The sequence below is a fragment of the Risungbinella massiliensis genome, from assembly GCF_000942395.1.
In the GTDB taxonomy this organism is placed as follows: domain Bacteria; phylum Bacillota; class Bacilli; order Thermoactinomycetales; family Thermoactinomycetaceae; genus Risungbinella; species Risungbinella massiliensis.
In genome coordinates, this window is sequence record NZ_LN812103.1 from 162268 (window position 1) to 179823 (window position 17556).

Genomic DNA, 17556 nt, shown 5'->3' on the forward strand with positions numbered 1-17556 from the left:
CATGAGCATGCAAAAATCATATGACGCTGAGCTGTTTCAACCAATTGGAGCTTCGACCAAACGTGCAGAGCATCTAAATCGTGAACCTCTTACTTACTGGCAAGATGCTTGGTTACGGTTTCGTCAGAACAAGGGAGCTTTAGTAGGGATTGTTCTACTACTTGTAATTAGTGCCCTAGCCATTTTTGGACCAATGATGAATAGCTACGATTGGCAAACACAAGATATTCCAAATTCTAATCTAGAATCTGCTGGAGATCATTACTTTGGTACGGATCACTTTGGACGAGATCTCTGGCAACGTACTTGGTATGGTGCCAAGGTTTCACTACAGATTGCGTTTCTTGCAGCATTTCTTGATATTGTAATCGGAGTCACATTGGGCGGTATCTCTGGATATTTTGGTGGTCGAATTGATAATATCATTCAACGTTTCATTGAAATTATTTATACGATCCCAAATCTTATCATCATCATTTTAATGTTGATTTGGTTAGAGCCCGGTATTTTGCCTATTGCATTAGCACTTGCGATAACAGGTTGGGTACCGATGGCGCGGATTGTACGAGCACAGATGATGAAACTTCGTTCACAAGAATATGTACTAGCGGCACGTACTCTTGGTGCTAGTCATAAAAGAATTATTATTAAACATTTAATCCCGAATGTTATCGGACCTATTATTATTGCTGTAACGTTTGCTATTCCATCTGCTATCTTCTTCGAGGCGTTCTTAAGCTTTATCGGATTAGGGATTCGTCCACCAGAAGCGAGCCTTGGGGTATTGGTAAACGAAGGATACAACTACTTGCAACTATTCCCACACGTTTTATTCTGGCCAGCACTTGTTCTATCGCTGATCATGCTGGCGTTTAACTTAGTAGGAGACGGACTACGAGATGCACTCGATCCAAGAATGAAGAAATAGGGGGATCACAGTATGAGTAAAATTTTAGATGTACGAGATCTTCACGTTTCTTTCCATACCTATAGTGGAGAAGTGAAAGCAGTACGTGGAGTGAGCTTTGATGTAGAAAAAGGAGAAACCCTCGCAATTGTAGGAGAGTCTGGTTGTGGAAAGAGTGTTACTTCTCAAGCGATCATGAAGTTGATTTTGACCCCTCCAGGTGAATATAAAGAAGGTCAAATACTTTACCAAGGCAAGGATATTGTTCCAATGTCTGAAAAGGAATTGGAAAAAATTCGTGGTAAAGAGATCGCGATGATTTTCCAAGATCCGATGACATCGCTTAACCCAACGATGACAGTAGGAAGTCAAATCGTCGAAGGGGTTATAAAACATCAGAAAGTCTCTAGAGCAGAAGCAAAGAAAAAAGCAGTTGAAATGCTCAAGTTAGTAGGGATTCCTAGCCCTGAGTCTAGATTTAATCAATATCCACATCAATTTAGTGGTGGAATGCGTCAACGTGCCATGATCGCAATTGCACTATCCTGTAATCCAAATTTGTTGATTGCCGATGAGCCAACAACAGCTTTGGACGTAACGATTCAGGCGCAGATTATGGACTTAATGAAATCCCTTCAAGACAAATTGGGGACTTCTATTATCTTGATTACTCACGATCTTGGTGTAGTCGCGGAGACTGCCGACCGAGTAGTCGTTATGTACGCTGGAAAAGTAGTAGAGACTGGCAAAATCAATGAGATTTTTAAAGAACCACGTCACCCATATACATGGGGACTGATGAACTCTATGCCGAAATTGAATCAAGATCGAAATCAAGAACTGGAACCAATCCCAGGATCTCCTCCTGATTTACTCGCTCCTCCTAAAGGATGCGCTTTTGCTGCACGTTGTAAACATGCGATGAAGATTTGTCAAGAGATCGATCCAGATGTAACCCAAATCAATGAGTCACATAGCGTAGCTTGTTGGTTAGAGCATCCAATGGCAAAAACACATCGTGAATCAGCAGTGGCAGGAGGCGAAACCGTATGAGCTCAGTAGCGACTAAAGATCCGATCTTGAGTGTAAAAAATGTAAAAAAACACTTTCAAGTAAGTAGCAAACAGATGTTAAAAGCGGTAGATGGTGTCAGTTTTGATGTATATCCAGGTGAAACATTAGGTCTAGTAGGAGAATCTGGATGTGGGAAATCTACCGTTGGACGTACACTAATTCGTTTATATAGTGCAACTTCTGGTGAAGTTCACTACAAAGGTGAAAATGTCCATCAATTAAAAGGAAAATCCCTAAACCAGTTCCACCGCAGTATGCAAATGATCTTCCAAGATCCATATGCCTCTTTGAATCCACGGATGAAAGTAGTAGATATCATTGCGGAAGGAATGGATATCCATGGATTGGAAAGTGGGAAAAAACGGTATGAACGGGTAGTAGAATTATTAGAAGTAGTTGGCTTAAACGAGAGCCATGCAACTCGTTTTCCACATGAGTTTTCAGGTGGCCAACGTCAGCGGATTGGTATCGCACGTGCACTGGCAGTGAAACCAGATTTCATCATTGCGGATGAACCGATCTCTGCACTGGATGTATCTGTACAAGCGCAAGTAGTTAACTTAATGAAAAGGCTTCAAAGAGAACGTGGTCTCACCTATCTTTTCATTGCTCACGATCTTTCCATGGTAAAGTACATTAGTGATCGAGTTGGTGTTATGTATTTGGGGAATATGGTTGAGTTAGCAGAAAGCGACAAGGTATATAGTGATCCGCTTCATCCATATACTCAAGCGCTACTGTCTGCTGTACCGATTCCAGATCCAGCGACTAAACATGAACGTGAACGGATTATTCTTCAAGGGGATGTACCAAGCCCAATCGATCCTCCAAGTGGTTGTAAATTTCGTACTCGTTGTCCGCAAGCGAAGGAGATCTGTGCTAGTGCGATCCCAGAGTGGAAAGAGGTAAAAGAGAACCACTTTGTCGCTTGTCATCTATATAATTAATCTACTCATTAACCGCTTCTATCAGAGGCGGTTTTTTCTTTTGCACAGAAACGTAAAGAAGTTTGAATTGTTATGCTTACTTGGCAAGCATAGATTTACGATTAATATGGGATTCTATGCAGTGAATGTTATCTTTGTATTTAATCCAGGAGGAACTATAATGCGTATTGGAATACCTAAAGAGATTAAAAACAATGAAAACCGTGTAGCAATTACACCTGCAGGAGTTGTCTCTCTCGTATCCCAAGGACATGAGGTGTATGTAGAACGTGATGCAGGGACTGGTTCTGGGTTTCGTAACGAGGAGTATCAACAAGCAGGAGCGATTATTGTAGAGTCTGCTAAAGAGGCATGGTCGATGGAAATGGTTATGAAGGTAAAGGAACCATTACCAAGTGAATATGACTATTTTTACGAGGGACTGATTCTGTTTACTTATTTGCATCTAGCAGCAGAACCAGAATTGACGAACGCATTAATGGAGAAAAAAGTGATAGCTATTGCCTACGAGACGATCCAACTAGCCAATCGCTCTCTGCCGCTTCTCACACCGATGAGTGAAGTTGCAGGTCGTATGTCTGCTCAAATTGGAGCACAGTTTTTAGAAAAATTTGAGGGCGGAAAAGGGATTTTGCTTGGTGGAGTACCGGGGGTAAAACGCGGTAAGGTAGCTATTATTGGTGGAGGAGTAGCAGGTACCAATGCTGCAAAAATTGCAGTAGGTTTGGGAGCAGATGTCACCATTATTGATTTGAACCCAGATCGTTTACGTCAATTAGATGATATTTTTGGCTATCAAGTTCGAACATTGATGTCCAATCCATTTAATATTGCTGAGGTAGTACGAGAATCAGACTTGGTAATTGGTGCTGTGTTGATTCCAGGGGCCAAAGCGCCAAAGCTTGTTTCAGAAGAGATGATCAAATCGATGGAAGCAGGCTCCGTTTTGGTTGATATCGCAATTGACCAAGGTGGGATTTTTGAAACAACCGATCGAGTGACAACACATAGTGATCCAACTTATGTAAAACATGGTGTAGTTCATTATGCAGTGGCCAATATGCCAGGTGCGGTACCAAGAACGTCCACTTTTGCTCTTACTAATGTTACAGTTCCCTATGCCGTGCAAATTGCGAATAATGGATACCAAGCAGCAGCTCTTGCTAATCCTGCTTTGTTGTTAGGTATCAATACTTTAGGTGGGTATGTAACGTATCAAGCGGTTGCTGAGTCACTTCAGCTACCTTATCAGGATATCCAAAGCTTATTGCGATAAGATATTAAAATAGAATTGTTTAGATTTCACCGCTTCTTATCAGAGGCGGTTTTTTCTTGACGTTAAATAGATTTTTAGTTACAATAGTATTGATTCAAATTTTATATGGGGCATTAGCTCAGCTGGGAGAGCGCTACACTGGCAGTGTAGAGGTCAGCGGTTCGATCCCGCTATGCTCCACCAACCAAATCTTTAATTGCTTGGTGTACGGCTATTTTAACGCAGTGTAACGATTCAAATTGCGGAAAGGTAGCGGTACACTTTTTTTGTGCCTACTTGCCCATCTTGACGCTTATTTAGGCGTTGAGAGGGCTTTTTTAGTTGCATGAACAAGATAAAATTGGTAAGGAAAAGCTAGGCTCGACTCAGTCACTCAAAGAGGATCTCGCAAATATACCGGATTTATTTAGAGGTTTTGTATACATCAAGGAAACGGTCACCCATTTTGCTAAAGCGATAGAAATTGCCAAGCAAGTATCAGGGAGGTTGTTAAATATAAGTCTGATATAAATCAAATATACCTATAAAGATGATCAATAAAATGGAGTACTGTAGAGGATTACCATTGGTAAAAGTGGAAATTATCAGTAAGTATAAAACCATATAAGGGGGATTTTTATATGAGTTGGGGACAAGGAGATTTCAAAAGTGGCGAGGAGAACAAGAAGGAGATTCGGGAAGGAATTAAAAAAGTTTTAAAAAAAATTGACGATGCACTTAGAGATAACGAGATCAAGGACGATAAGCGGAAATGATGAGAAATCCCCGTTTATTTGTAACTTCATATGATGAAACTCAGATATCGGAAAGGATCAAACATCTACAAAAAGATATGATGCAGACACATAAGCACCTAACAAAACTGATTGAAGACACGGAACGCGATATTGACCGGCACGAAAATTTATGCCAATCCTTCGCACACTTCTTTTCTAATGTGGGTAGGGGTAGATATAAACGATATTAAGGGCGGGAAATCCCGCCTTTTTGATACCAATCTGGTTGACTGGTTACAAAAAATGAATAATAAATAAAAACAAGAAAGACAGTAGTATATAGGAGAAAGCTTATGTTTTGGAAGATTCTCATGATATTCTCCTTTTTGATGGATAGATGCAACATCATGTAGTTATTTAAAATCTCTGAGTATATCTTATACGTGAAGAACCTCATGCTATCAAGGAGTTAATAAAAGAAAATAAATGGAAGGCGGTAGAGCTTCGGCTTTTCCGCCTCTTTTTTGTTGAAAACCTCATAACAGATAAAAAGAATTTTTCATACTAGGAATTCTCTTCTTCTTGTTCAACTTCTGGACCAGCGCTAGTAACTAACTTTTTAATTGTGGTTTCTAATACATTTTGTATGGTGGATTCCTGATCGATTGCGTAATGCTGTAGTTTTTTATATGTCTCTATATCAAGCCTTACTTGCACGTGTTTTACACTCATTTCTTCATTCCCTCTCTAAAAATGCATAGTTTCATGATTGCATGCACTCATGGCTTGGTGGTATGATTATACCATGATAGATAGTTAATTGAAAATTAGAAATTGAGTATAGAAAGGCGTAAACACATGAGGAAAATTAATATTCTGGGTGCATTCCTAGTTTTGATTTGTAATATTGCTGTTAGCTTCCATCATTCGCTTGAACTCTTTCGATCGGGTGGATTTACGAATGGTTTAGAGTATCTGGCAGTGGTTGCTGCTGAGATCACCTTTATTATGGGTGGGCTAAATATAGTGGCTTCTAGATTGGCGGGATATTCACCTGGTCTACCTGCTTATTTAGGTGGTTTATTGGGGGTTGCTCTAGTTGGATGGTCCAATGTATCCGCTGGTTGGAATTATGGAGTCACAGGTATTTTATTAGGTGCTTTTACTCCTCTATCTCTTATACTCTCTGAAGCCATCCTAAGCAGGGCGATTATTCAAGGGAGAAAACAACAGAATCAAGAAATATCAGGTACCGATCATTCTATCCCAGCGTATAAAACTATGAATAATGTTTCGAGCGAAGAGAACGAAACAGTCGATATTTTGAAGCCTATTATAGGACAACAGGTTTTATCAGTAGAGAGTGAACGGAAGGAAAGTTTTTCATCAACAGAGCCAATTATGAAAACAGAAGTGGCAAAAACAAATCTCGAAGGTTCGTCTATTAACAAGAGCATTACTGAGACGAATGAAACATTAACACATACTGAACCAACACGAGAAGCTAGTAGTATGCAGGTAGAAGTGGGAGCCTTAGCAACAACTAAGCCGGAACCAGTTGACAAGGATGAAAATACGGGTACTACGACCAAGACAAGTGGGAAGATAGATGATATAGCAAAGATTATCGAAATCGCAAAAAAGGTGGAGGTGGAAGAAGGGAAACGCCCTGGACGGGTAAGGCTGGCGAAGTTGGCTCAATGCACCCCGTATTACGCACGTGTGGCGTTAGAAGAACTAAAGGAAGCACAAACAGTAAAAATAGGCTAAGGAAAGTGAAAAAAAGGATGAGAGTCTTGTAACACATATAAATAAAGTTAGTACCTCATGTATCAATGTAAAAATAAAAACGTTCATGATCTGGGAGTTTAATGGCATACATTCATATTTAAATTAGTGATGATCATGTGTGAGTTTCGCCACACATGATCATCGTGTTTGAAGAGATGGATTGGACTGTTACTACGATAGTGAGCTAGGAAATGCAGATTTAATATGAAAAGCCAGAATCCAATGTCGGACTCTGACTTTTATTATTACTAGTTTTTAAATTTTATTTACCATATGATAAGCAATTGCTTGGAATTTTTCCATCATCTTCGCTCGTGTTTCTCCGTCTATTCCAATTTCATCAACACTTTCTCCCATACATTCTAACCAAGCATCTGAAACTTCCTTTGTAATTTCGAACTCTAGATGTCTGGTTCGTAGTGCAGGTGGCGATATGTCTTCCGGATAGAGATTAGGACCACCTAGATATCTGGTCAAAAAGAGAAATTGCTTCTCGATAATTTCGTCGATTCCTTTTGTAAAGAAATGTCCTAGTTTTGGGTGTTTTAGTACCTTTCCGTAAAAAGTTTCTACCAATCTCCGAACAGTAGCTGACTCTCCAATCTCTTGATAAATGGAGGTTTCTGTTTTCATAGCGTTACTCCTTACATAGTCAATGTTTATTCCTTATTTTCTGATATACTTTAATAAATGTCAAAACTTAAAACATTTTAGAGGTACTTATATAAATTATAGAAGTATTTAAAAATACAAATAGGCGGTTACTAAGTTTAATAACTGCCTATTAATGTAAGATTTTATAGATCGATTCCATTACTGTCTTTTATCTATTTTATAGCGGAGAATACTCCCGTTTCTCAGCGTAGCGAAAGTGGGAGATGAATCTGCGTCGGACGAGGGAGGGTTTCTACCCTCTCACTAGTCCGACCTATCTTTGTACTTTATCCTTCGTGAATTTCTTCATCCTCCCGAATGACATTGACATTATTCTGTAGAGTTTTAAAATACTTTCAACTGTTGGGAGGGAGGCGAAACCAAATGCATAAGGCCGTTCAGTTTCGGATCTACCCTGGAGAGTCCAGTTTGACGAGCAATAGTAAATACCAAAGGAATCAGTAATACAAAGCCTACTTGGAAGAAGACGGGTATTCCAACGATAAAGGCTACAAACATCATGGTCCAATGAATATTTTTCTCGCCAAAACGAGCGATTAGGGTATGGGCTATTCGTTCTGCTCCTCCTGACTCTGCCATCATTTTACCGAGCATGGTACCAAGTGCAAAAGAAACGGTTTGCTGTTTTCCGATTGTTTCATTCTTCATAATCGAGATAAGAGTAAATTAGTCGTTATAAACTTTGTTATATAATACTACTGAAAAAAAACATTTCATCCTCATGTATTTATCTGTATTATTTAAACGAATAAAATAAAGAAGTTTTGGAGATGAGGAAAATGAAAGCCCTTTCATTGGCGGTGGATATCGGTGGAACCAAAACAGCGGCGGGTCTTATTGATGTAACGGGGAAGTTAGTTGAACGAGTGGAGTTAGCTACTGGGCAAGAGAATGCTGAGCATACTTATGAACGAGTAAAAATTGCGATAGATCAAGTATTAGCAAAAGCCAACTTGCAAATTTCTGAAGTAAAGGGATTGGGGATCGGAGTTCCAGGAGAAGTTGATATAAAGCAAGGAATCTCTTTATTTTCGCCCAATACTCCATGGAAGAACTTTCCGATTGTTGAGCGGTTGACGTTGGATTATCAGATACCTGTTATTATGGACAATGATGTGCATATGGCATCGTTCGGGGAATGGTATGCAGCAGGGAAAAATCAAGAAGATACCTTCTTATTCCTTACAGTTAGTACCGGGATTTTTGTCAGTATTATTCATAAAGGAGAAGTACTAAGAGGTAAGAATGCAGCAGGAGAGATCGGTCATGCCGTTTTTGATCCGGGAGGTCCCCGCTGTAACTGTGGAATGCAAGGTTGTTTGGAAGCGCTTGCATCCGGAACAGGGATGGAAAGAGCGGCAAAAAGACGATATCTAGAACTAAATCCAAACACAAATCCTACGATTTTGACCATGTCACAGATTATGGAAGATTACCAGAATGGGCAGCAATATGCGGTGGAATCAATGGAGAAATCATTGGATTTTCTCACGCAGGGGATCAATATTTTACTTAAAACATTTGATCCGACTCAGTTGATGTTAGGTGGCGGTGTAATCAATAAGAATCCTTACTTATTGCCGATCATAAAAGAGAAGTTACAAAACTATTTATTACCTATTCATCAAACAGCAGTAGAGCGTTTGATATTAAGCCAGTTACAAGGCGATGCGGGAATCTTGGGAGCTGGTTTGCGTGTACATTTTGCACAAGAATGTGTGACTCCATAATTTATGTAAGAACGAGAAGAGAGGGCTGATCAAAGGCAGCTCTTCTTTTTTTGTATAAAAGGGACTATTAAAGGAAAACTTTTTGTATCAGAATTCTCTTGATCATGGATATGTAATTTTTTGATAAGTAAACATTTATCTTTGGACAAAATCTAAAATTATTATTGCATTTAATGTAAAAAGCGAATAATATTATCTGGTAATCATAATAATATTCGTCTTTTGGAGGAAATTATGGAGAATACCGAGCCAAAGAAGTTTTCGATACAAAAAGAAATCGTCGGCGGACTTACTACTTTCGTAACGATGTCTTACATCATGTTTGTAAACCCATCGATCTTGGGAGATGCAGGGGTTCCTTTTAATCAAGTCTTTATGGCAACAATCATTGCAACTGTTGTAGGTACTTTAGTAATGGGACTTTATGCAAAATATCCAATCGCCATCGCGCCAGGAATGGGTATGAATGCCTATTTTGCTTATTCTATTGTTTCAGCAGATAAGGGTCTAGATTATAAAACAGCATTTGCTACTGTTTTTGTAGCGGGTCTCTTATTTGTTATTCTGTCCCTTACGCCTCTTCGGAAAAAGTTGATTGAAGCAATTCCAAGCTCGCTTAAATATGCGATCACCGCTGGGATTGGACTTTTTATTGCGTTTATAGGAATGCGTCTATCCGGTTTGATTCAAGCACATGAATCCAATTTTGTAGCTCTTGGAGATCTACATTCTCCTTCCGTTATTCTGACTATGATTGGTTTATTAGTTACCTTGATCCTCTATACTCTTCGTGTTCCAGGTAGCATCTTTATCGGGATGGTCATAACAGGAATTATTGCTTATTTTACAGGACAGCTAAAGTTCGAAGGATTTGTTTCCGTTCCACAAATGCCAGAACTTATGATTACGAATCCAATTGCTTCTTTTGGAGATATCGTCTCTCACGGATTATATGCTGCAGTCTTCTCCTTCTTATTGATCACCTTATTTGATACAACAGGGACTGTATTAGGTCTTGCAAAACAAGCAGATCTAATGGAAGGGGATCATTTACCACGTTCGGAACGTGCTCTTTTCTCCGATGCAATTGGTACTCTCGTAGGATCGATCTTTGGTACTAGCCCAACTTCTGCATATATCGAATCTTCTTCAGGGATTGCAGCAGGAGCTCGTACTGGTATTGCAGCTGTCGTAGTAGCACTACTCTTTGCTCTGTCTGCTTTCTTTAGCCCGCTAGTAGGTGCTGTGAGCAATGTGGCAGCGATTACTGCTCCTGCCTTGATCATTGTGGGATCGCTCATGATCAGCCAAGTTCGTTTCTTAAAATGGGATAACTTTGCAGAGTCATTCCCTGCATTCTTGGTAATCTTGACGATGCCTCTTACTTCTAGCATTGCGACAGGGATGGCACTCGGATTTATCTTTTACCCAATTATGAAATTGGTGGCTCGTGAAGGAAAAGAAGTGCATCCATTGATTTATGTGTTTGGCTTCTTATTCTTGCTACAATTGGTCTTTTTCCCACACTAGACAGGTATATAAAAGGGAAGCTGCTCATCTATAAGACGAGCAGCTTTTTTGTGTTATCTTATATATTTTCAATTTGCCAATCAATTTCTTTCATGTTGTTCTTCTTTAGGAAAGCATTTGCTTGGGAGAAAGGTCGGGAACCAAAGAAACCACCACTCGCTGATAGTGGACTAGGATGGACGGCTTCTAAAATAAGGTGATGAGAGCCAGTGATCAGTTTCTTTTTCTCCTGTGCATGTCTGCCCCAAAGAATAAAGACTACAGGGTTTTTTCGCTTACTAATCGTCTGGATTACTTGTGAGGTAAACTTTTCCCAACCTTTGTTTTTATGGGAATTTGGCTTGCCTTCTCGTACGGTGAGTACGTTATTTAACAGTAAAACCCCTTGCTTAGCCCATTTTTCAAGAAACCCATTATTCGGAATATAGCAGCCTAGGTCAGTTTGTAGTTCTTTATAAATGTTGACGAGAGAAGGAGGTGTTCGTACCCCAGGTTTTACTGAAAAACTAAGACCGTGGGCTTGTCCAGGACGATGATAAGGATCTTGTCCTAAGATGACCACTTTTGTATTTTCATAACTAGTTAGGTGCAAAGCGTTATATATATCGTGAGCGTCAGGATAGATCGCCTTGGAAGCATATTCTTGCTTGAGAAACTCGCGCAGTTGAAGGTAGTAAGGTTGTTCAAATTCATTTTGCAATTGATCTGCCCAGTCGTTCTTTAAGATTACGATAGGAAGCCCTCCCTAATGAATGCTTATAAGAAAATCTATTTTATTTTCACATACTGCTGTATGTTCGTAAAGGTTTGCACAAAGAAGTTATCTAATATTCTTATTTTCGGAGGAGAAAAGAATTAATAATCTGTACTTTCTTGCTATATTAGAAGAAAAACATAGGGAGATAGATTTGTGGAATACATACTAAAGACGAGAGGAAGCAAGTTGACAATTAAACCTTCGTATATCCAAATTGATCATGGTTACTGGAGTGGAAAAACGAAAGCAAGTTACCGTTTTGCTATAGAAAAAATTGAGGAGGTTATTTTTGAATCTGCGGATGAGAACCAACCTGGATGGATTGGTTTTCAATTTGCACATGAAGGAGATCATCAACCAGATAACGATCCAAAACAAAATCCATACCAGATTCCATTCTCACAAGAAGAGGAAGCAGAGTTTTGTATGGCTAAGCGTTTAGTAAAAGAACTGATGCATGCGACAATGATCAAATGAAAGAAGCTAAAGTCGTTCATTTCCTTTGCAATGGATGGTTGTGGGAATCATTTGGTGTTTGACATGAGGCAAGATAAAATAAATGACGAATATCCAATACTTGCTGTAAGTTCAGGTAATCTAAGTTATGAAGATAGTAAGTTAATAGGAAATTCATTTATTGAGGTTTGCAGAGGAAAAAGATCCATAGATCAGATGTTAAATGAATAAGATTTTATACCGAATATAGTATCAAAAAGCCTAATCGATCACTTAGTATATGCCTAAAAGATAGCTGAACTTCTGGGATAGAAGTTCAGCAGTTTTCTTTCTTAGTGATGCAAATCAGAGGTTAACTAGAGGATGAGTATTGACAATAACTAATGTTCAATATACAATCATTATTGATAATGATAATAAAGATGGTGGTGGTATTGGTGAAGCACATTGATAAATTGAAATTAATACTTCATCCGGTTCGAATGCAAATCGTACAAACATTACAGGGTGGTCGGACATTAACTCCGTTGCAGATGGCGAAGCATCTTGTAGATATACCACAAGCCACTCTCTATCGTCATATCAATAAATTGTTTGAAGCAGGGATCATCTATGTAGTAGAGGAGCGGAAAGTCCGAGGTTCCATTGAAAAAGTGTATGGGTTAGATGAAAAAGAAATAATGTCTCAACATCAGGAGCTTATTCAAATGAATCGGGAGGAACATGCATATTTTTTTATGACGTTCCTAACTAGCTTGCAAAAGGATTTTCAGCAATACTTGGAACAAGAAACGATCGATTTTGAAAGAGATGGATTGGGATTTAGCCAAATTGCTTTGAATTTAAGCGATGAGGAGTTTCAGGATTTTGCTCAATCGCTTCAAAAATTATTGGAGAATGCAATGAAGAATCCATCTGCACCTGGACGTCGACGGCGGATTGTATCTACGATTATGATTCCAGAACCTGTTCATATTGTAGAGGAGCCATCGGAAGATGGGGAGGTAGGAGATTCATAAACCACCTGTTAAAAAGTTTGATCTGGAAGAAACCGCTCTGTTTCCCTTTGATAAGAGGCACAACAGATTTAATTGGGAGATGGTATTCATGTTGATGGTAACCACAGAGAATATCCCGAATTATAGAATCAAAGAAGTGAAAGGATCAGCATTTGGACTTACTGTAAGAGCAAGAGGATTAGGAAAGGATATCGGAGCAACGCTCAAAGGACTTGTTGGTGGTGAGATTAACCAGTATTCTGAGATGTTAGAAGACGCTAGGAAACAAGCATTGGATCGCTTGGTTAAAAATGCACAGGCTATGGGGGCTAATGCTGTTGTTATGATGCGTTTTGACTCTGGAGAAGTCGGACGTAATATGAGTGAGATTGTTGCTTACGGAACAGCTGTTGTTGTGGAAAAGGTGTGAAAAATGGAGCTAAATATGATCATTGCCATCTATTTTGCTTTTCAGCTATCTTTATTTCTTGTCTTTCTTTTGCTCGCAAAGATAAAAGACCGGAGACTTCACCAAAAACATGGAAAGAAAGTTCCACTAGGATTTGAGAAAACCGATGAAGTGATGATGGACCCTACAACTAGCAAAAAGTTCATTGTGTATTATAACGCTGGCTCTGGAGAGAGATTTTATAAGGAAGAAGGTAATGAATTCGTAGAGTAGTACAATGTGTCTTATTATTATCATTATCGATATTGATTATATAAAAGGAGTGTATGATGATGAAGAATAAGCAGTCTTTTTTTATGTGCTTTTTTATTAGTATCTTCTTAATCACCAATCTATTTGTACCACTGAGTGTTTCAGCAGAAGCAGATGTAAGAGGTCCCCAGAGCAAAGAAGAGTTGCAAAAATTTGTTGATACCTATTTCCAAAATAACTTGAACAAGAAGAATGTTCCAGGTGCTATTGTCACAATTGTAAAGAATGGGGAAGTACTGCTAAGTAAAGGTTACGGATATGCTGATCTCGATCAGAAAACACCCGCAACAGATAAATCGGTATTTCGGATCGGGTCGATTTCGAAATCGTTCACAGCTACTGCTGCCATGCAACTAGTAGAACAGGGGAAACTAGATCTTCACAAGGATATCAATCAATACCTATCGTCCTATCAAATAAAAAAAACGTTTGATAAACCAATTACACTTCATCACCTGTTGACTCACACTTCCGGACTCGATGCACAAACATATGCTATTACAACTCAAGATATAAAAATGAAAGAAACGATGGCTCAATACTTATCTCATAATCTACCAAAACGGATTCTCTCACCAGGAGTGGAGGCTCAATATAGCAATTATGGATTTGGAATTATTGGAAACTTAGTAGAAGAAAGATCGGGCATGTCATTCGAAGATTACATGCAAAAACATATTTTTCAGCCTCTTGGTATGGGGAAAAGTTCCTTTGATCTAAAAAACAACATTGCTCCTGATCTAGCTACGAGTTATCAATATGTAAATGGTAAATATCAACCTTATCCGTACGACTATGTGCAATTAAGTGCAGCTGGAGAACTAAATACAACAGCACCTGATATGGCTAATTTTATGATCGCCCATCTTCAGAATGGTCTATTCCAAGATAAACAGATTCTATCTGAGGAAACAGCCAAGCTAATGCATTCTAAGCATTTTACGAAACATCCCAAGATGCCTGGCATTGCGTATGGTTTTTTTGAATCCTATCAAAATGATCTTCCCGCTATTATGCACCAAGGGACAATTAGTGGATTTTCTTCTGAAATGTATTTAATTCCAGATGAACAATTAGGTATTCTTGTCTCTGCTAATAGTACACAAGGAAGAAGTTTGTATGAGGGTTTTCGAACGGAGTTTCTTGATCATTATTACCCTATGAAAAATCAAGCTAACCCGATCAAAGAGAAGACAGCACTTCCAGAATTAAAATTATTTGAAGGAAATTACAATGACAATATTAACCCTCTCCATGGTTATGGAAAGTGGATCAGCTTTTTAAAGCCACCTTTGAATATTAGCATTTTGGATAATGGGAACTTGACTTTAAAATGGGCCGCTTTTGAAAAGGAAAAAGAATTTGCCGAAATAAGTCCTAGATATTTTCAAGAGGTGAACGGAAATGAACGTATTCATTTATTTCAAGCAAAAGATGGGAAGCAACAGTTAGTATTAGGATATTTGCCTTATGCTACCTTTGAAAAATTACCATGGTATAGTGGAGTCCATTCCATTTTCTTATTTGGTGTTCCTATTCTTTTTGTGTTAGTATCTCTGATATTTCTTATCAATTGGTTCATTAGGAGGAAACGGAAGGTCGCAGACCATACCTACACAGTGAAATTCCGAAAGATGTTTTTCGCAATAGCTGTTTTCAATATCGCGTTTTTTCTGATCACGATGCCATTTTTAGGAGAAGCGATTGTATATGGACTACCAAGTTGGTATACCGATATCGTTTGCTCGATCCCATTTGGAACATTCTTGCTCGGGTTATGGTTATCTTGGATCTTATGGAAGCTGTATAAAGAGAAAGTAGGTTCTTGGTGGACAAAATTATCTTACTTCATTTTGGTGCTATGTTCTCTTGGGTACCCAATGTTTTTGTTTTACTGGAATTTCCTAAGTGTTCATTTCTCTTGATCCTTTGATTCATAGTAAAAGTAATGTATACAGCTTTGTAAATACTATGTAGCATTCAATTTATTCAAAATATTAGTCTGAAGTCCGTTCTCAATTTGTCTCCCATAAGGTAAACTACATTTAGATGATTTCCTAAATATCTAAATGTAGTTTTTAGGGGGACCTTTGATGGCTAAAAAGACCTTTTGGCTCACGTTTGGTATCTTTTTGCTACTAGGTATGGTTGGTGTAGCTACTTTAATTCCTACAATCAGCCTCTTAGTAGAGAATCTTCCACAGAACATACCCAATGCACCTAACTTATCTTCTACTCAGCTAATATTTCTTTTGTTACTGAATCCTTTTATCTTGCTAATCATATCGATTCTGGTGGGGAACTGGCTTGCACCACGAATAGGATTTACCTCACATGTAGTAGATTGGATAGCGAAAAAGAGTCTTTTTTGGAAATTATTTCATCCGAATTTGTCCTCTGGCATTCTCGCTGGAGTAGCAGTTGGAGTTATCTTTATAGGATTGGATCTTCTATTTCGTCCATACCTACCTGCAAGTCTTCAAGTACAACCTGTCTCTCGAGGGTTTTTCACTACTTTATCTAGTGTATTTTATGGAGGAATAGTAGAGGAACTTATGATGAGATGGGGACTTACTTCTTTACTCGTTTGGCTTATTTGGAAGGTTTTTGCAAGTGGACCGGTTCCAAGGCCCTGGGTTTATTGGTTGGCCATTTTAATTAGTTCCTTTCTTTTTGCAATAGGACATCTAGGAGTGACTGCTCAATTGGCACCTCTTACTGCCATTGTATTAATGCGAATGATTCTTTTAAATGGTCTAGGAGGAGTAGTATTTGGATGGTTGTATTGGAGAAGAAGTATTGAGACTGCAATGCTTGCTCATGCAGTAACCCATATCACAATGAGCTGTATTCTATGGGGAACCGATCTGATAATTTCAAAGTAGCATAGCAAATGACCAAGTTTCTAAATGAGGAACTTGGTCATTTTAAGATTCTATTAATAATTAGATTGTGGGATCTCAGGTTGTTCTAGTCAATTTCTCCTATTTATTTGCATAAGGTTAAGCAAGCATTGGCATTGGAGGAGGACTAGAATGAAGGGGAAATGGTTAGAGGCTAGTGCCTTCTACCTTTTAAAAAAACACTACCGAAGTCGTAATCCAGAATTAGCTCGTACATATCGAAAACAGTACCAAAGTCTAATGGATCATCTAGTATATGAAATGGATTACCAGCCTTTTATTCTTCAGCCAGATTGTGTAGGAATTCGGTTTTTCTATGCGGGTGAGGCAGGAGAGAGTCTCCAGATTTTTGTGAATGGGGTAGAGGTAGTAGGTTCCCTTCCTAACCATACTGCTACGCAATACGTGCAAATGACTGCTGGGGATAATTATCTTACGTTTGTAACCAATAAAGGTGTTCGATACTCAAAGTTAGTCTCGATTCATCAAAATCAACTTTGTACGCTGGTCTTACTATCTTTAGGGGAGGAAAAAGGTAGGATTCTCCTCTTTCGAGATGAATGGATGAACAAAGAGAAAGGGCCTTGGGTTCGTTTTCTCCATCTTGCTACAGACTTACCTGCCTTAGAGTGGGTAAATCTCAAAGGAGAAATCACGTTATCGGCAATTGATTATTCGAATGTAAGCAAATATCAGCGATTTCAACCTGAAAATCAACAAGGTGGCATGATTCGAATTGCGGGGTCCCATCAAGTAGTAGAATCTCTAGCTCCATTTATGCTTCATCCCAATCAGGTTGTAACAGTGATCGCCATTGGTAGTAAACGCGCTGGAACCTTCCGACTATTACTTTTTTTAGATCGTTAAAGTGATCTTCGTATGAGGCTGCTCCCACCAAAACCATCTTTGCTTGATCTTAATCTTGAAGTGGGAGCCAACCTATTACCTCACTTCGAAAAATTGGACTGGATGGTTTTCATTACTCCTTATTGAATTTTGTACAGTGGTTCTAGTAATGATTAAGACTCTCTCGCATAGGTTAAACAGAGCAAGAAATGTGAGGGAGGTCGGACAA

General features: G+C 38.8%; 19 protein-coding genes, 1 tRNA gene and 1 pseudogene. 17 read left to right on the forward strand and 4 right to left on the reverse strand.

The window, feature by feature from the left end; translation table 11 throughout:
* Position 1 precedes the first annotated feature (1 nt).
* The 7 genes from VJ09_RS11825 to VJ09_RS18980 all read left to right on the forward strand — a co-directional run bounded on the left by VJ09_RS11825 (position 2) and on the right by VJ09_RS18980 (position 4959).
* A complete protein-coding gene (locus VJ09_RS11825; protein ID WP_044641929.1) occupies positions 2–928 on the forward strand; it encodes an ABC transporter permease in 927 nt (308 codons plus the stop codon).
* A gap of 12 nt (positions 929–940) precedes the next feature.
* Positions 941–1960, forward strand: a complete 1020-nt coding sequence (locus VJ09_RS11830) for an ABC transporter ATP-binding protein (protein ID WP_044641930.1) — start codon at positions 941–943, stop codon at positions 1958–1960.
* Positions 1957–2928, forward strand: coding sequence for an ABC transporter ATP-binding protein (locus VJ09_RS11835; RefSeq protein ID WP_044641931.1), 972 nt, complete (start codon positions 1957–1959; stop codon positions 2926–2928). The genes VJ09_RS11830 and VJ09_RS11835 overlap by 4 nt, the downstream gene beginning before the upstream one ends.
* A 160-nt stretch (positions 2929–3088) precedes the next feature.
* On the forward strand, positions 3089–4204 hold the full coding sequence (gene ald, locus VJ09_RS11840; protein WP_044641932.1) for an alanine dehydrogenase: 1116 nt from the start codon (positions 3089–3091) through the stop codon (positions 4202–4204).
* A 107-nt stretch (positions 4205–4311) separates the two neighbouring features.
* Positions 4312–4387, forward strand: a tRNA-Ala gene (locus VJ09_RS11845).
* A gap of 138 nt (positions 4388–4525) precedes the next feature.
* A complete protein-coding gene (locus tag VJ09_RS11850; protein WP_044641933.1) occupies positions 4526–4714 on the forward strand; it encodes a hypothetical protein in 189 nt (62 codons plus the stop codon).
* 110 nt (positions 4715–4824) lie between these two features.
* A complete protein-coding gene (locus VJ09_RS18980; RefSeq protein ID WP_267904304.1) occupies positions 4825–4959 on the forward strand; it encodes a hypothetical protein in 135 nt (44 codons plus the stop codon).
* A gap of 525 nt (positions 4960–5484) precedes the next feature.
* Here the strand turns inward: VJ09_RS18980 and VJ09_RS18465 are convergent.
* Entirely contained in the window at positions 5485–5652 is a 168-nt protein-coding gene (locus VJ09_RS18465) for a hypothetical protein (RefSeq protein ID WP_154662359.1), read from the reverse strand.
* A gap of 126 nt (positions 5653–5778) precedes the next feature.
* Here VJ09_RS18465 and VJ09_RS11860 point away from each other — a divergent pair, with 126 nt between their 5' ends.
* Positions 5779–6690 carry a hypothetical protein gene (locus tag VJ09_RS11860; RefSeq protein WP_044641935.1) on the forward strand — a complete coding sequence of 304 codons (912 nt, stop codon included), beginning with the start codon at positions 5779–5781 and terminating at the stop codon, positions 6688–6690.
* A 276-nt stretch (positions 6691–6966) separates the two neighbouring features.
* On the opposite strand, the gene VJ09_RS11865 is transcribed toward VJ09_RS11860, so the two are convergent.
* Positions 6967–7344, reverse strand: a complete 378-nt coding sequence (locus tag VJ09_RS11865) for a globin domain-containing protein (protein WP_044641936.1) — start codon at positions 7342–7344, stop codon at positions 6967–6969.
* 390 nt (positions 7345–7734) lie between these two features.
* Positions 7735–8034 (reverse strand): annotated as a pseudogene (locus VJ09_RS11870) (GntT/GntP/DsdX family permease); the annotation flags it as partial.
* A gap of 122 nt (positions 8035–8156) precedes the next feature.
* On the opposite strand from VJ09_RS11870, the gene VJ09_RS11875 reads away from it, so the two are divergent.
* Together VJ09_RS11875 and VJ09_RS11880 are read left to right on the forward strand one after the other, a co-directional pair.
* Positions 8157–9116 (forward strand): ROK family protein, encoded by a 960-nt coding sequence (locus tag VJ09_RS11875; RefSeq protein ID WP_082050546.1) that lies wholly within the window; start codon positions 8157–8159, stop codon positions 9114–9116.
* Positions 9117–9350: 234 nt separating this feature from the next.
* Positions 9351–10646, forward strand: a complete 1296-nt coding sequence (locus tag VJ09_RS11880; RefSeq protein ID WP_044641939.1) for an NCS2 family permease — start codon at positions 9351–9353, stop codon at positions 10644–10646.
* Between the two features lie 58 nt (positions 10647–10704).
* On the opposite strand, the gene VJ09_RS11885 is transcribed toward VJ09_RS11880, so the two are convergent.
* Positions 10705–11379: a uracil-DNA glycosylase gene (locus tag VJ09_RS11885; RefSeq protein WP_044641940.1), complete on the reverse strand. Its 675-nt coding sequence runs from the start codon at positions 11377–11379 to the stop codon at positions 10705–10707.
* A gap of 210 nt (positions 11380–11589) precedes the next feature.
* Between VJ09_RS11885 and VJ09_RS11890 the strand changes: the two genes are divergently transcribed.
* From VJ09_RS11890 to VJ09_RS11920, 7 genes are all read left to right on the forward strand, one after another.
* Complete coding sequence (locus VJ09_RS11890) at positions 11590–11880, forward strand: hypothetical protein (RefSeq protein ID WP_187118710.1); 291 nt, start codon at positions 11590–11592, stop codon at positions 11878–11880.
* Between the two features lie 416 nt (positions 11881–12296).
* Entirely contained in the window at positions 12297–12878 is a 582-nt protein-coding gene (locus tag VJ09_RS11895) for a helix-turn-helix domain-containing protein (RefSeq protein WP_052807371.1), read from the forward strand.
* 88 nt (positions 12879–12966) lie between these two features.
* A complete protein-coding gene (locus VJ09_RS11900) occupies positions 12967–13287 on the forward strand; it encodes a YbjQ family protein (RefSeq protein WP_044641943.1) in 321 nt (106 codons plus the stop codon).
* A gap of 3 nt (positions 13288–13290) precedes the next feature.
* The gene (locus tag VJ09_RS11905; protein ID WP_230199148.1) at positions 13291–13539 is read left to right on the forward strand and encodes a hypothetical protein; all 249 of its coding nucleotides are present in this window, start codon (positions 13291–13293) and stop codon (positions 13537–13539) included.
* Positions 13540–13598: 59 nt separating this feature from the next.
* Positions 13599–15503, forward strand: coding sequence for a serine hydrolase domain-containing protein (locus VJ09_RS11910; protein ID WP_044641944.1), 1905 nt, complete (start codon positions 13599–13601; stop codon positions 15501–15503).
* Between the two features lie 168 nt (positions 15504–15671).
* Positions 15672–16463, forward strand: a complete 792-nt coding sequence (locus tag VJ09_RS11915) for a CPBP family intramembrane glutamic endopeptidase (RefSeq protein WP_052807372.1) — start codon at positions 15672–15674, stop codon at positions 16461–16463.
* Between the two features lie 150 nt (positions 16464–16613).
* Positions 16614–17348: a DUF4397 domain-containing protein gene (locus tag VJ09_RS11920; RefSeq protein WP_044641945.1), complete on the forward strand. Its 735-nt coding sequence runs from the start codon at positions 16614–16616 to the stop codon at positions 17346–17348.
* The last annotated feature ends 208 nt before the right edge of the window (positions 17349–17556 follow it).

Bases quoted from the DNA above. Each gene is read 5' to 3' on its own strand.
- VJ09_RS11910 (WP_044641944.1), top strand. From the start codon at position 13,599: ATGAAGAATAAGCAGTCTTTTTTTATGTGCTTTTTTATTAGTATCTTC.
- VJ09_RS11830 (WP_044641930.1), top strand. From the start codon at position 941: ATGAGTAAAATTTTAGATGTACGAGATCTTCACGTTTCTTTCCATACC.
- VJ09_RS11835 (WP_044641931.1), top strand. From the start codon at position 1,957: ATGAGCTCAGTAGCGACTAAAGATCCGATCTTGAGTGTAAAAAATGTA.
- VJ09_RS11900 (WP_044641943.1), top strand. From the start codon at position 12,967: ATGTTGATGGTAACCACAGAGAATATCCCGAATTATAGAATCAAAGAA.
- VJ09_RS18465 (WP_154662359.1), bottom strand. From the start codon at position 5,652: ATGAGTGTAAAACACGTGCAAGTAAGGCTTGATATAGAGACATATAAA.
- VJ09_RS11920 (WP_044641945.1), top strand. From the start codon at position 16,614: ATGAAGGGGAAATGGTTAGAGGCTAGTGCCTTCTACCTTTTAAAAAAA.
- VJ09_RS11865 (WP_044641936.1), bottom strand. From the start codon at position 7,344: ATGAAAACAGAAACCTCCATTTATCAAGAGATTGGAGAGTCAGCTACT.
- VJ09_RS11915 (WP_052807372.1), top strand. From the start codon at position 15,672: ATGGCTAAAAAGACCTTTTGGCTCACGTTTGGTATCTTTTTGCTACTA.
- VJ09_RS11905 (WP_230199148.1), top strand. From the start codon at position 13,291: ATGGAGCTAAATATGATCATTGCCATCTATTTTGCTTTTCAGCTATCT.
- ald (WP_044641932.1), top strand. From the start codon at position 3,089: ATGCGTATTGGAATACCTAAAGAGATTAAAAACAATGAAAACCGTGTA.
- VJ09_RS18980 (WP_267904304.1), top strand. From the start codon at position 4,825: ATGAGTTGGGGACAAGGAGATTTCAAAAGTGGCGAGGAGAACAAGAAG.
- VJ09_RS11880 (WP_044641939.1), top strand. From the start codon at position 9,351: ATGGAGAATACCGAGCCAAAGAAGTTTTCGATACAAAAAGAAATCGTC.
- VJ09_RS11875 (WP_082050546.1), top strand. From the start codon at position 8,157: ATGAGGAAAATGAAAGCCCTTTCATTGGCGGTGGATATCGGTGGAACC.
- VJ09_RS11825 (WP_044641929.1), top strand. From the start codon at position 2: ATGAGCATGCAAAAATCATATGACGCTGAGCTGTTTCAACCAATTGGA.
- VJ09_RS11860 (WP_044641935.1), top strand. From the start codon at position 5,779: ATGAGGAAAATTAATATTCTGGGTGCATTCCTAGTTTTGATTTGTAAT.